We start from the raw sequence: 14,470 nt of genomic DNA, 5'->3' as shown, positions 1-14,470 counted from the left end.
CAGATGAATTGTTTACAGTATAAACAACTCCAAATATGTGCAAATTTATAGAATATTGATTAAACTTTAACTTAATCATTTCATAAATAGTATGAATACCGGTCTTAAACGAGCCTAAAATTCAAGAATAAAGAGATATTACACACGTGCAATCGTTTGCATAACAAAAAGGTAACATTTACGTATTCTTTTAAGCCAAAACAAGATAGGACTTCTCATATTTGTATCGTGAATGTAAGATAACCATGAAACAAGATGATTATTTCTATCCATTTTAATTTAATCAGATCAATTTGAAATATACACTGGTGAAACAAAACCCTCTTTTGATGCTTATGCAGAAAAAATCACAAAATAGAACATTTTTACCTTCCGGTTTTCGCTCTGAAAATTTGGAAGTTAGCCTTATTTTGCTAGAGAGAGAGAGAGAGAGAGAGAGAGAGAGAGAGAGAGAGAGAGAGAGAGAGAGAGAGAGAGAGAGAGAGAGAATAACTTCTTATACCAAACAATATACTTTACCTCAAATAGCTGAACAGTCTATTTGAGGCTAAGCTATTTATGCATATATCAACAGAACAGAAGCTAGTTCCTGATAGTCAGGCCAATTCTATAGACAAATCAATTTATAAAATAAATCAATATTAATAAAAGTTAATCCTTAATATTATTTCGCATGGAAAGAAAGAGAAAGAGCAGATGCGCAAAAATATTCCTGATTATTATGTTAGGAATAATCACTTTGTCATCAAGTATGCATGCCCAAGGCGGCACTATTACAGTAAAAGGAAATGTGAAAGACAGCAATGGCGAACCTATCATTAGCGGTAGTGTTGTTGTTAAAGGTACAACAGTAGGTACTGTCACAGATTTAGATGGAAATTACGAACTTAAGGCACCGGAAAATGGTACATTAGTTTTTTCATATGTTGGTTTTACTACACAGGAAATACTAATTGCCGGAAAAACAACTATTGACGTTGTAATGAGCGAAGATGCCGAACTCTTGAAAGAAGTTGTGATAATCGGGTATGGCAGTGTAAAGAAAGAAGACCTCACAGGTTCAGTAACAGCCATCTCGGCTAACTCCCTGGCTAAAGGGATGGCGACTTCAGCCTCTGACCTGCTTATAGGTAAAGCCCCCGGCGTAAGTGTCGTCACAGACGGTGGTGCCCCTGGATCAGCGGCTAAAATACGCATCCGTGGAGGTTCTTCGATGAAAGCCAGTAACGATCCTCTGATTGTTATCGACGGCGTACCGGTAGACAATACAACATCTATAAATGGTATGGCCAATCCGCTGGCATCAGTCAATCCTAATGATATTGAGAGCTTCTCTGTATTAAAAGACGCTTCTGCCGCTGCGATCTACGGTTCTCGCGCTTCAAATGGAGTTATTATCATTACTACGAAAAAAGGAAGCTCCGGCAAACCGAAAATCAATTACAACGGAACATTCTCCATCAGTAGTAAAACAGACGATATCGATGTGATGAGTGCTGATAACTTCAGGAATTTTGTAAAATCGAAATATGCTGAAGGCAGCAGTCAGGTAAATGCACTTGGAACAGCCAACACAAATTGGCAGGACGAAATATTCCGTACAGCATTCAGTACAGACCATAATCTAAGCGTAGCCGGAGCTGCAGGAAACTTCCCTTACCGTGTATCAATCGGTTACACAAACGAGAACGGTATTCTGAAAACATCTTATATGGATCGTTGGACCGGATCGCTGAATTTAAATCCGAAGTTTTTTGACAATCATTTGACTGTACAACTTAGTTTAAAAGGAATATACAATACAAACCGTTTCGCTGATACAGGAGCAATTGGCGCCGCAGCAGAATTTGACCCTACCCAACCTGTATATAATAGCGAAAGCAAATATGGCAACGGGTATTATATGTCTCTTAAAGAGGACGGTACTCCTATCGATATAGGTTTGGCGAATCCAGTGGCAACTCTGAATCAAAAAAGAGATGCATCCAGGGTAAAAAGAAGTATTGGAAATATACAATTTGACTATAAGATGCATTTTCTTCCCGATCTGAGGGCAAATCTTAATCTGGGATATGATATATCTAACAGTATCGGTTGGATCAGTATAGAAGACAACTCTCCATTGAGCTGGGTAACAGGAAACTTCAAAACAGGATTTGGAGAGAACAGAGACTATAAGCAATTGAAACGCAACCAGCTGATGGATTTCTACCTCAACTATGTGAAAGAATTAGGCAGTCACAAGTTTGATGTTATGGGCGGTTATTCATGGCAATATTTCTACAGATCAGAATCTAATATTTATCCATATTCTGAAGCTAAGCAAAACGAATTTGGAGCACCATATTATAAAGATGGTGACAGTTTCAAAACAGAAAATTATCTGATATCTTACTTCGGACGCTTCAACTATACATTTGCAAACCGCTATTTATTAACAGCCACACTCCGTAATGACGGATCATCACGCTTTAGCAAAGATAACCGCTGGGGATTATTTCCTTCTGTAGCTCTAGCTTGGCGGATAACAGAAGAATCATTCATGAAGAACCAGAATTTACTTTCTGATCTGAAACTTCGCCTGGGATATGGTATCACCGGACAACAAAATTTAGGAACCGGAGATTATCCTTATATGGCTAAATACCAATATAGCAAACCAGGAGCAAACTACTACTGGGGAGATGAAAAAGTACAATTGATCCGTCCTAACGCTTACGATTCGGAATTGAAATGGGAAGAAACTACCACTTATAATATCGGTTTGGACTACGGATTTCTTGGCAACCGTATATCAGGAGCTGTAGACCTGTACTATAGAAAGACTAATGATATGTTGAATGAGATACCTATACCTGCCGGATCTAACTTTAGCAATGTACTATTGACCAATATCGGAAACATGACCAATAAGGGTATTGAATTTAATATAACTGCCCGTCCGATTGAGACAAAAGATATTAACTGGTCCCTGTCATATAATGTTTCCTATAATAAAAATGAAATTACAAAACTAGCCGAAGATCCGACCAGCATATTCAGATGGGGAGGTATCACCGGAGGTACAGGTAACCAGGTATTAGTACACAAGACCGGCCAACCTTACGGTACATTCTATGTTTATGAACAAATATATGATACCGATGGCAAGCCTATAGAAGGAGCTTATGTAGATCAGAATAACGATGGTGTAATAGACGGAGAAGATCTACGTCCATATAAGAAAGCTTCACCTGACGTATACATGGGATTATCATCTCAATTTTCTTATAAGAACTGGGATTTCAACTTTGCATTGCGTGCCAGTTTCGGAAATTATGTATACAACAATATTCAGTCAAACCGTGAAGCTTATGGCGGAGCTTGGTTGATGGACCCTACCGGATTCCTTAAAAACAGGGTAAGCAGCGCATCTTATACCAATTTCAGCCAGGCACAGTTTATCTCTGATTACTATATACAGAATGCATCTTTCCTGAGAATGGACAATATCTCTTTAGGATATACATTCCTGAAGCCATTCAAAGGATTGGAATCGGCACGTCTGTATGCAACCGTTCAGAATCCTTTTATTATCACCAAGTATAAAGGCTTGGACCCTGAGTTCAATAACGATGGTATAGACAATAATATCTATCCTCGCCCACGTATTTATATGCTTGGTTTAAGTCTCAATTTTTAACATTAAACAGATTAGAACATGAAATCACTGAAATATAAATTTATGACTGTTATGGCTGTTGCCTTAAGCACATTGGCTATAACATCATGTACAGACGATTTAAACACACTGCCTATCGATCCCAATGAAGTAGTTGGCGAAACTGTATATGGTAAAGAAATAGGGGCCTATAAGTCCGGATTGGCCAAAATATATGCAGGTTTGGCTATTTCGGGAAATAAAGGAGGAGACGATGAATCGGATGTAGCCGGAGTAGACGGGGGTAGCCAGGCCTCATTCCTTCGCGGATTATGGAACCTGCAGGAACTTCCCACAGATGAAGCTCACTGCTGCTGGGGAGACATCGGTATAAACGATTTTAATACCCTTGCATGGAATTCTACCAATGTTTTCGTTAAAGGTATGTATTACAGGCTATACTATCAGATAAATCTATCGAATGAGTACCTTCGTGAAACATCAGAAGATAAACTATCGTCAAGAGGTGTAGAGGAAAGTGTAAAATCAGAGATACGCGTTCTACGTGAAGATGCGCGTTTTATGAGAGCATTGGCATATTATTATCTATTGGATATGTTCCGTAATGTACCATACGTTACAGAAGAAAGTGTTGTAGGAAAAGAATCCGCACCTCAGATAATGGCCAAAAATTTATTTGCGTATATTGAAAAAGAGCTTATTGAATGCCAAAACGGCTTATTAGATCCTTTTGTTGGATACAACAGCAAAAATTATGGGCGTGTAACCAAAGCCGCCGCATGGTCTCTTCTTTCACGCTTATATCTGAATGCCGAAGTATATACCGGGGAGAAAAAGTACACGGAAAGTCTGACATACAGCAAACAGGTATTAAGCGTAGGATATGAACTCGAACCAAAATATGCAGACATATTCAAGGCCGACAATGGTAAATCCAGAGAAATGATTTTCCCGATACGCTATGAGGGTGCAGACACTCAGACATGGGGTGGAATGACATTCCTTCTTTGTAGTACAGTACCTTCAGCTATGCAGGCCGATATTAACGCACAAGGTGCATGGCAAGGTAACCGCGCCCGGGTTTCATTACAGGAAACATTTACCAAACAAAGTAATAATAGCAAAGACATCCGTTATAATATGCTATATCCTGCTTTGGCTGATAACATAAATATTGTAGACCCTTCTAATTACAAGAACGGTATACCTGTGGTAAAGTTTTCCAATGTTAACAAAGACGGATCTTTACCGGCAAGCAATATTGCATATACAGATTTTCCTTTATTCCGTTTAGGTGAAATATACCTGAATTATGCCGAAGCAGTTCTCCGTGGAGGAACCGGGGGATCAGAAGCTACAGCCCTCACCTATATAAACGATCTTCGTAAACGTGCTTACGGCAACGATGTAAGCGCCGAAATAAGCCAATCGAATCTCACATTAGACTTTATTTTAGACGAAAGGGGACGTGAATTATTCTATGAGGCTCAACGCCGTACAGACCTTGTACGTTTCGATAAACTGACCACTGGAACTTATACATGGCAATGGAAAGGCGGAACATATACGGGAAGATCTGTTGATAAGAAATTCAACATATACCCTATTCCGGCTGATGATATGGGAGCCAACCCTAATCTGACTCAGAATGAAGGCTATAATTAACCATCTCTAAACAAAAAAAAACACATCAGAATATGAAAAAGTTAAATATACTACTGACTAGCTTCATCGCTCTGTTCATCTTTGTTGCCTGTTCCAACGACGATGATCATATAAAGCTGAATGAGGGTAATCTTATTTCACCTACCCTCACCGAATTTGAAAGCCAACAAGATTTTGTTGTAACAGCTTCTACAAATCAAAAGGATGTAATTGGTAATATAAAATGGACTGAAGCCTCTTTTGGTATAAATTCTCCGGTTACATATGCGATTGTGGCCGACACATTGGAATCAATGGCTACCGAAGTACAAATCACCACATTCTCGACTTTTGATGAAAAACAAGATATTACAATCGAGATGTTGAACGGAGCAGCCTCATCCATGACCAAAGAGTCCAAGCCTGTTAAACTATATGTAGCAGTAAAAGCATACCTGGGTACTACAGGCGATTTAGCCGCACTTTATACTGCTGTTAAATCGGTTTCTTTCACTTGTTATTTCTTCAACCCTAAAGATCCTCTTTATATTGTAGGTGATGGATTAGTAGGCTGGGGTAATGACGTAGCTAATATAGGCAAAGACTTACAAATATTCTTTGCTAATAATAGTGGAAAATCTGATTTGATCTACACTTATACAGGATTCTTCCATGGAGGTAAAGGTCTGAAGTTCCCTACTCTTGCCGGAGACTGGGAAAAGGCTTATGGAACTAATGGAGCAACACTTGTACCAAATGGTGGAGGCGATTACACTACCCCTGCTACAGATGGCCTCTATACATTAACTGCGAACTTAAATACACTGAGTGTATCCATGACTCCATATACAGGAGAAACAAAAACTTATACGTCTATCGGTATTGTAGGCGATGCAGCCAATGGATGGCCTGGTGATGATAATATTACCGATATAGAGATGACACAGGTTGTTGCTCATGTATGGGTGGCTACTGATGTAGACCTGAAAGGTGATAAAGTAATGAAGTTCAGGGCAGAGAAGAAATGGGATACCAACTGGGGCGCACCGGATGAGCAGGAATTACCATTTGCATTAGGAAGACCAAATGGAGCCGATATAAAAATATCAAAATCAGGCAAATATTATATTGCACTGAATGACCTGACAGGACATTATGCTATAATACTTGCAGACGATCTTCCTAAAAAGAAAGACTAAAATAAAAATACTCTGTTTCGGAAAAGTGGGGATATGTCCCCACTTTTTCTTTTTGGTCCCTTGCAAACGTTTGCAAACTTTTTAGCCCGCTTTAATAATTGCACAGACTACTATTAACTCTTTAAAAGCGTTTCTTTGCTGTGTAAAACTTTTAAAAGAATCATGAAGAAAGTAATAAGTATTTCCATTTTTATCGGCTTTTGTTTAATATTCCAGACAATGAAAGCACAGGACCTAAAATCACCGGATGGCAATCTCACCCTGAAATTCTCTATCCAGAACGGAGGCGTTCCTACATATGCTCTAATATACAAGGACAAAGATGTTATAAAAACATCCAAACTCGGGCTGGAGCTCAAAGATGACAGTGACGCGCATACAGACTTCAGCGACTTTTCCGTAAAACAAAAAGACAATAACTCAAGTGAAGATAAAGTATCTTTACTGAACGGCTTTGAAATAACAGATATTAAAACCGCTACATTTGACGAATCATGGAAACCGGTTTGGGGAGAAGTAAGCCAGATCCGTAACCATTATAACGAACTAGCCGTTACTCTAAACCAGAAATCGACAGACAGACATATCGTTATCCGTTTCCGTTTGTTCGATGACGGGCTGGGATTCCGTTATGAGTTCCCTGAGCAAAAAAATCTCACATACTTCGTAATCAAAGAAGAAAGAACCCAGTTTGCCATGGCCGGAGATCACAAAGCTTTCTGGATTCCGGGCGATTATGATACACAGGAATATGATTATACAACATCTAAGCTATCCGAGATCAGAGGATTAATGAGTAAAGCTATTACACCGAATTCATCTCAGACTCCTTTCTCTGAGACAGGGGTGCAAACTGCATTAATGATGAAAACCGACGATGGCTTATACATTAATCTGCACGAAGCGGCATTGATCAATTACTCTTGTATGCATCTCAATCTGGATGATAAGAATATGATATTCGAATCATGGCTTACTCCCGATGCACAAGGTTACAAAGGCTATATGCAGGCACCATGCCATACGCCGTGGCGTACAGTTATCGTAAGCGACGATGCCCGCAAGGTACTGGCTTCACACACCACACTCAACCTGAATGAGCCCTCTAAAATAGAAGATACATCATGGATCAAACCTGTAAAATATGTCGGTGTGTGGTGGGAAATGATTACAGGCAAAAGCACTTGGGCATACACTGACGACGTGTACAGTGTACAACTGGGTGTTACCGATTATAGTAAAACCAAGCCAAATGGCAAACATGCAGCTAATACTGCACATGTGAAAGCATATATAGACTTTGCTGCATTACACGGTTTCGACGGTGTACTTGTAGAAGGTTGGAATGAAGGATGGGAAGACTGGTTTGGCAAATCGAAAGATTATGTATTCGACTTTGTGACTCCTTATCCCGACTTTGATGTCGAAGAACTTAATGCGTATGCAAAAAGTAAAGGAGTGAAAATCATGATGCATCACGAGACTTCATCGTCTGTGCGCAATTATGAACGTCACTTGGATAAGGCTTATCAATTTATGGTAGACAATGGGTACAATTCCGTAAAAAGCGGTTATGTCGGCAATATTATTCCCCGTGGCGAACATCATTACGGGCAATGGATGGTAAACCATTACCAGTATGCTTTCGAAAAAGCTGCCGGTTATAAGATCATGGTAAATGCTCACGAGGCAGTACGTCCGACAGGTGTATGCCGTACATGGCCAAACCTTATAGGAAACGAATCGGCCCGCGGGACAGAATACCAGGCATTCGGCGGTAATAAGCCCAACCATGTTACCGTACTTCCGTTCACCCGCCTTATCGGAGGCCCGATGGATTATACTCCGGGTATCTTCCAGATGGATATAAGCAAGTACAACCCCGGAAACAATTCACATGTAAACAGTACACTGGCCAATCAACTGGCACTGTATGTAACCATGTACAGCCCGTTACAGATGGCTGCCGACCTGCCCGAAACATACAATCAATATCTCGATGCATTCCAGTTCATTAAAGATGTTGCTATAGACTGGGACGAAAGCAAATATCTGGAAGCCGAACCCGGTGAATATATTACAGTTGCCCGTAAAGCAAAGAATTCAAACAACTGGTTCGTAGGTAGTGTATGTGGAGAGAACGGACGCACATCAAATATCACATTCGAATACCTGGACCCGGCTAAAACATACATCGCAACTATATACAGCGATGCGAAGGACGCTCACTATAAAACAAATCCTCAGGCATACACTATCCGCAAAGTAGTGGTAACGGGCAAGTCGAAGTTATCGCAGCTATGCGCACCTGCCGGAGGTTACGCCATCAGCATTACAGAAGCTGATAAGGCGCAAACAAAAGGATTGAAAAGACTGTAAAAGGTTAAGATTCTAAATTGGTTATCAAATGGTTGAAAAAACGCTCCCGGTTGGGAGCGTTTTTTATTGCTTTAAGCTATCTAATAATTCAAACATTTGTTCTTTTTCCTCCGGCAACAGATACCATTTATTTTCAAATTTGGCTTTTCCAAGTTCTTTCCATACAGATATCCAGCTGTTATGATCCTGCGTCTTACCCTTATAATGCATCGTTATCATATAATCGGGAGCAACCATTTTCACCATGATACCGCTATTGTTCCACGCAGTGTCATTCACCAGCTGTGACAACATCTCTCCTACCCGTCCTCTGTCTGTATCTCCTATTTGGATTTTCAGCTCATCCTTATCTGTATAGATAATTGTCATTGAATCCACCGACGTATAATCCAGATTCAGTTTCATCGTATCTGCAATTGCAACCGTATTCTCCTCACCTTGCACATTCTTCTTTGAAGAACTACAGGCAGAGAGGCCGGTTAGTAAAGCCAACCCGCAAACAGGCAGCACCTTAACGATATTTCTTACTTCCATCTTTATTAATTAATTATTTACTCGTCATTATCTTCAATACCAGCTTATCAGTTTCCTGCATACCAACAGCACCAATACTGGTAAGATTTTCAATTGTTTTATCTACATCATCATCCACAATACCCTCCAAAGATGATACTACTTTATGCTCCATAGCCATGATAGCAGAAAGTACCGCAGTGGATACGCCACTCGATATCTTAAGAGCACAACTGGGTTTTGCTCCGTCGCAAATCATACCAGTTATATTTCCCACCATATTTTTCACGGCAAAGGTGACCTGACTGTAATTACCGCCCATCAGATGAGTAATACCACAACTTGCCCCTGTTGCCGCAGCCACACAACCACACAGGGCTGAGAGACGGCCTAATTTCTGTTTTATATACACTACAGTCAGATGGCTAAGTATCAATGCCCTGACAAGTTCATCTTCCGTACAATTGGTATCTTCTGCAAAAGTAAGTACAGGCAGGGTCGCCGTAATCCCCTGATTTCCGCTGCCGGAATTACTCATCACAGGAATCATCGCTCCATCCATACGGGCATCGCAAGCTGCCGCCGTATATGACATCATATGCGAAAGCATGGAATCTCCGAATATCTTTTTACCTAAAGTCCCTGTTACCGTTTTGGCAACATTGTGTCCATAATTACCTTCATTGGAAAGGTTAGAGGCTTCCCTATTCAGTTCCGCAGCCTGAAGAATAAACCGTATATCATCAACCGGAACAGCAGTAGCGAACTCATATACCTTTGCGAAGGTCAGTGCTACTTCTTCTTTACACACATCGCCATTATCACAACAAGCCTCATCGCAAAGTATATCTCCGTTTATGGCTATATATGAAAAATTTGTATGCATGCCACGAATGATGGCTTCAGCCTCATCCACCCCTGCCATACAATGTACCTCTATGTACAGGCTGTCTGCTATATTTTCTTTCAGGGTTATTTCTAAACGTTTTTCGGATATATATTGTTTTCCTTGTACAACATCCTCCGGTGTAAGATCTTTCAGTACCTGCAGGCCATATTCACTCTTTCCGATAAGCGCTCCCAAAGCCACAGCTATAGGCAGTCCTACCATCCGGGTTCCCGGAATCCCCACCCCCATAGCATTCTTCAATACATTGGCACTCAGATACACCTTTATCTTTTCTGGCTGTTTTCCAAGAACTTCTGTTGCTTTTGCCACACACAATGATACTGCAATAGGTTCGGTACAGCCGATGGCCGGAACAACCTCTTTTTTAATCAAACTGACAATTTGTTCTTTTTCTAATGGGTCCATCATGGCTTATCTTTATATTTTAGATTATAAATACAAAGATATTGAATTAATGATGTCATTAATCTTAAAGGATATATAAATTGCAGATTAGAGTCTCATTACTTCTACAACTATATAAAGAAGCCATTCTGATTGTTCTGTGCAATTCCAGCCTATTATTTGGTCTATGACTGTTAATATGTTATTTTTGTATGACAAAACTTTTATGTGCTGATGAAATGAGTGCCAAGAAAAAAATATATGCCATAATCAACCCGAAATCGGGAACATCATCGAAGCAAAACCTTCCTCACAAAATAGCGGATATGTTTGATGCCCGCAAATTCGATATCCATATATTTATTACCGGTTATGCCGGACATGGCTCAGAGATCGCCAAACAAGCTATCAAAGATAAAGTGGACTATGTGATTGCCGTAGGCGGTGATGGTACAGTAAACGAAGTAGCTCGCACATTAGTCAATTCCGACACGGCTTTAGGCATCATCCCAATGGGGTCCGGCAATGGCCTGGCCCGTGACCTGAATATTTCGATCGATGCAAAAAAAGCAATGGCTGTTATTCTGGACGAAAATATCATATCCATCGACTATGGAATGGTAAATGACCGCATATTCTTCTGTACCTGCGGTGTAGGCTTTGACGCGGAAGTGGCCGCAATGTCCTCAGGTAAAAAGACAAGAGGCTCGTTTATGTACTTCAAGAATATGCTTGAGACCTTTATCCGGCAGAAGCCCGAAACCTATGAAATAATATGCCCCGAGGGTACTATAAAAGACAAAGCATTTGTGGTTACCTGCGCTAATGCTTCACAATATGGGTACAATGCGCATATAGCCCCCCACGCCGACATACAGGACGGCATGATGAATATCGCCATATTAAAGCCGTTATCTATCCTTGATGTTCCGCAAACATCCCTGCAACTATTTACAAAGAAAATAGATGAGAGCAGCAAAATGATCGAACTGATTACCAATGAGGTCACAATCAGGCGCGAAAATGAAGGAATGATGCATATAGACGGTGACCCCGTGAAAATGGGCAAGGAGATACATGTAAAGATCATCCCGCAGGGATTAAAAGTATTAGTACCTGCAAACCCGCCTAAGAAACACCCCTTAGACCCTCAGGAAATATTAATGCGGATAGCGGATACATTCCTCTGAAAAGAAGCGTCAAAAATTCAGGTTAAACGATATCCTGAAGCCATCCTTATCTACATTCGGATGATCGAGATAGTTTATCCTGCGTACATAGTCGATACGGAACAGCTTAAATATATTTTCTATCCCTATATTATATTCCATATACGGACCTCTGCTTGTGGTATATGTATCCTGCGGAAAGATCAGCAGATTCCTGTTGAGCTCCGGATTGTTCTTATTACTCAATGAACCGATAAAACCACGGAAGCCAAATACTTCGCGCCACTTCAGGACTTTAATGAAAGGAACCCTATTGAGGAACCATCCACCCATATGATAATATATTTCCCATGAAGCCTGCGCATCGTGTACAAATTCGAGAGGCTCTATCAGATAGTAGTTCCCCCGCTGTATAGTATATGAACTATTGGCGCTGGGCGTTATCAAAAACGGGAATGGTGTCTCACCCCATATTTTTTCAGCCTGCGCTGTCAGATAGAGCTTACCGTATGGTGCAACCCAAAACTGTTTGGATATGGCCAGAGATGTTTTATTGTAATTATACTGACCTCCTAAGATGTCTTCAAGAGCCATGGTATGCGTCAGGTTCATCACCAGCCGCGGCGAAGGTATAGAGTGCCTCTTCCTACGCTGCTGAAAGAATTTTTCATTCGGGGCATAGCGTAGGGCAAGCATGGCCTCGGTGGTCTTTACCCTGTCCACTGCATATATATTACCATTTTCATCCATTTTTTCAAATACGATATTGGCAGCGGGACGTTCATCAAAGGTCTGCCCGGTAAGTTTAAATGAGAACCCGCCATAAAACTCTTTATCCCAGGCAATCTGAGTCTGGCGGTTATATGTCATTTTAGAATTACCCGATGCTTGTATCGACATCAGTATATTGTCCCGTTCGGCCTGCGTGTAGCGTTGGCCTAATGTATTTATATCATATTTATAGGCAACTATCAGGTTATTCTTCGGATATTCATCTTTGTGCTTCTCTACCTTGTCGAAAGCCCACGTAACTTCGCCGTAATATTTAAACTCTTCATCCCTTGTTCCGTAAGCTCCATAACCATAGAAGAAAAGATTCTGATGGAAATTCTTCGTAGTAGATAGTGTCATACGGAAGCGATTACCTTCTGTTTTATTGAAACTGTAGAATGTAGGAATAGTCCCTATCTCCAGCTTATTTGTCTCAGGGTCCTTCGAGGTAGGAAAGTAGCCGGTGGACAGGATATCACCGGTTCTCAATAGTATTTTGAACAGTAATATTTTATTTACATCTTCCAACATTTGATCCATCCGGTAGTCTTTCTTATGTTCAGCCGGCCGGTTATCTGCCCAGAAATTTTTATCTCTTCTCAAATAGTCTTTTTCAAATACCTCGGGGGCAGTGAGAGCAAAAACCGGGTCCATAGGCTGATTTTCGACAAAATCCACATAAGTCCGGGTTTTATCTATATAGAACTTGACAAGATCGGCCATAGTAACATCGATAGCCATACGCTCCTCCAAAGGAATCCACTTATTATCTGCCGTTTTCTTATAATCGTGCTGAATAACAAGTTCCTGAACAAAGTTTATATTCATTTTCTTCGGAGTCCTTATCACAGCTCTCTTTACTGCATACATGCTGTCAAGAGAGATATACAGATTGCCTGTAAAACCGATATCACGGGAATTGAAAGGAGCAAAATCAAGTTTTACATAACGGTCCTTGTCTATGGTCACCGTATCCGACAGGTACCATCTGTAAAAATTAACGGCACTATGCTCGCTCAACGGACTCACAAAGGGCTGTAGCAGCAGATTGATAGAATTATCATATATAGATATATCTTTAAACACTTCCTTGATAATGGCATCAAGCCCTTCTGTATCGAATGTCTTATCCAATCCTTCTATATGATAGCCTTTTACAATACGTTTGGTCGAATTATTTTCTTTTTTATAAAATACATCGGAAATCCTTTCCCTTATAGAGAAAGGCAGTATGATTTTATTATCGATCATTGATGTATCTGCATAATTGGGCAGGAACTTATATTTTTTCAGCAAAGGCATATCCGGATGATACTCATTCAGTGCAAAAAATATCCGTTCATATTCCTTATACTGGTAATAACTGAGATCTGTTATATTATTCTCATTTTTGTGAGCGATCACTTTTTTAATCAATTCGACTGCAGGATTATTCTTCTTGGAATATTTCTCTTTCTGCGGGCGGACAATGACCTCTTTCAATAATTTATCTTCCGGTTCGAGACTTATTTCTATTGTTGTAGTTTTACCTATAGGAATCGTTATCGTTTCGGACTTATATCCCAGAAGAGAAGCTGTAACAGATGTATAATTCCCTCTGTTACTCAATCTGAATTCACCCTCTTCATCCGAAAATGTACCGATAGTCGTCTTATCGAATACGACCGTAACAAAAGGTAATTTTTCCTTGGTTATTGCATCTCTGACGGTACCACGTACCGTAGTGAGCGACTGGGCACATACTGTACCACAAATGATGAAAAAGAAAGACAATAGGAGCATTATCTTCCTTCTGCTAATATATTGTGGTATTTCACTCATTCAGTTAAAACGTTTTTTC

The 14,470-nt window shown here is 40.3% G+C and carries 9 protein-coding genes; 6 read left to right on the top strand and 3 right to left on the bottom strand.

What is annotated here, in order from left to right; all coding sequences use genetic code 11:
• Positions 1 to 329: 329 nt before the first annotated feature.
• The 5 genes from ACYQ3L_RS26965 to ACYQ3L_RS26945 all read left to right on the top strand — a co-directional run bounded on the left by ACYQ3L_RS26965 (position 330) and on the right by ACYQ3L_RS26945 (position 8,883).
• The gene (locus ACYQ3L_RS26965; protein WP_459952535.1) at positions 330 to 545 is read left to right on the top strand and encodes a hypothetical protein; all 216 of its coding nucleotides are present in this window, start codon (positions 330 to 332) and stop codon (positions 543 to 545) included.
• Between the two features lie 128 nt (positions 546 to 673).
• A complete protein-coding gene (locus ACYQ3L_RS26960) occupies positions 674 to 3,682 on the top strand; it encodes a SusC/RagA family TonB-linked outer membrane protein (RefSeq protein ID WP_379995118.1) in 3,009 nt (1,002 codons plus the stop codon).
• An 18-nt stretch (positions 3,683 to 3,700) separates the two neighbouring features.
• Positions 3,701 to 5,326, top strand: a complete 1,626-nt coding sequence (locus tag ACYQ3L_RS26955; protein ID WP_379995120.1) for a RagB/SusD family nutrient uptake outer membrane protein — start codon at positions 3,701 to 3,703, stop codon at positions 5,324 to 5,326.
• A 32-nt stretch (positions 5,327 to 5,358) separates the two neighbouring features.
• Positions 5,359 to 6,504: a SusE domain-containing protein gene (locus ACYQ3L_RS26950; protein WP_379995123.1), complete on the top strand. Its 1,146-nt coding sequence runs from the start codon at positions 5,359 to 5,361 to the stop codon at positions 6,502 to 6,504.
• A gap of 162 nt (positions 6,505 to 6,666) precedes the next feature.
• The gene (locus ACYQ3L_RS26945; RefSeq protein WP_379995125.1) at positions 6,667 to 8,883 is read left to right on the top strand and encodes a glycoside hydrolase family 97 protein; all 2,217 of its coding nucleotides are present in this window, start codon (positions 6,667 to 6,669) and stop codon (positions 8,881 to 8,883) included.
• Positions 8,884 to 8,946: 63 nt separating this feature from the next.
• Here the strand turns inward: ACYQ3L_RS26945 and ACYQ3L_RS26940 are convergent, their stop codons facing one another.
• Together ACYQ3L_RS26940 and ACYQ3L_RS26935 are read right to left on the bottom strand one after the other, a co-directional pair.
• Positions 8,947 to 9,417, bottom strand: a complete 471-nt coding sequence (locus tag ACYQ3L_RS26940; RefSeq protein ID WP_379995127.1) for a hypothetical protein — start codon at positions 9,415 to 9,417, stop codon at positions 8,947 to 8,949.
• Positions 9,418 to 9,430: 13 nt separating this feature from the next.
• The gene (locus ACYQ3L_RS26935) at positions 9,431 to 10,711 is read right to left on the bottom strand and encodes an L-cysteine desulfidase family protein (protein WP_379995191.1); all 1,281 of its coding nucleotides are present in this window, start codon (positions 10,709 to 10,711) and stop codon (positions 9,431 to 9,433) included.
• 191 nt (positions 10,712 to 10,902) lie between these two features.
• On the opposite strand from ACYQ3L_RS26935, the gene ACYQ3L_RS26930 reads away from it, so the two are divergent.
• A complete protein-coding gene (locus ACYQ3L_RS26930) occupies positions 10,903 to 11,880 on the top strand; it encodes a diacylglycerol/lipid kinase family protein (protein WP_379995129.1) in 978 nt (325 codons plus the stop codon).
• A gap of 9 nt (positions 11,881 to 11,889) precedes the next feature.
• On the opposite strand, the gene ACYQ3L_RS26925 is transcribed toward ACYQ3L_RS26930, so the two are convergent.
• Positions 11,890 to 14,451, bottom strand: a complete 2,562-nt coding sequence (locus ACYQ3L_RS26925; RefSeq protein WP_379995131.1) for a DUF5686 and carboxypeptidase-like regulatory domain-containing protein — start codon at positions 14,449 to 14,451, stop codon at positions 11,890 to 11,892.
• Positions 14,452 to 14,470: the final 19 nt, after the last annotated feature.

It is taken from the genome of Dysgonomonas termitidis (assembly GCF_054657735.1).
The sequence above is the reverse complement of the archived record's forward strand: the minus strand, read 5'-3'. Positions and strand labels throughout refer to the sequence as shown.

What these genes read in the sequence shown, in the direction of transcription:
- ACYQ3L_RS26960 (WP_379995118.1), top strand. Translation starts at nt 674, where the DNA reads ATGGAAAGAAAGAGAAAGAGCAGATGCGCAAAAATATTCCTGATTATT.
- ACYQ3L_RS26955 (WP_379995120.1), top strand. Translation starts at nt 3,701, where the DNA reads ATGAAATCACTGAAATATAAATTTATGACTGTTATGGCTGTTGCCTTA.
- ACYQ3L_RS26945 (WP_379995125.1), top strand. Translation starts at nt 6,667, where the DNA reads ATGAAGAAAGTAATAAGTATTTCCATTTTTATCGGCTTTTGTTTAATA.
- ACYQ3L_RS26935 (WP_379995191.1), bottom strand. Translation starts at nt 10,711, where the DNA reads ATGGACCCATTAGAAAAAGAACAAATTGTCAGTTTGATTAAAAAAGAG.
- ACYQ3L_RS26925 (WP_379995131.1), bottom strand. Translation starts at nt 14,451, where the DNA reads ATGAGTGAAATACCACAATATATTAGCAGAAGGAAGATAATGCTCCTA.
- ACYQ3L_RS26965 (WP_459952535.1), top strand. Translation starts at nt 330, where the DNA reads ATGCTTATGCAGAAAAAATCACAAAATAGAACATTTTTACCTTCCGGT.
- ACYQ3L_RS26930 (WP_379995129.1), top strand. Translation starts at nt 10,903, where the DNA reads ATGACAAAACTTTTATGTGCTGATGAAATGAGTGCCAAGAAAAAAATA.
- ACYQ3L_RS26950 (WP_379995123.1), top strand. Translation starts at nt 5,359, where the DNA reads ATGAAAAAGTTAAATATACTACTGACTAGCTTCATCGCTCTGTTCATC.
- ACYQ3L_RS26940 (WP_379995127.1), bottom strand. Translation starts at nt 9,417, where the DNA reads ATGGAAGTAAGAAATATCGTTAAGGTGCTGCCTGTTTGCGGGTTGGCT.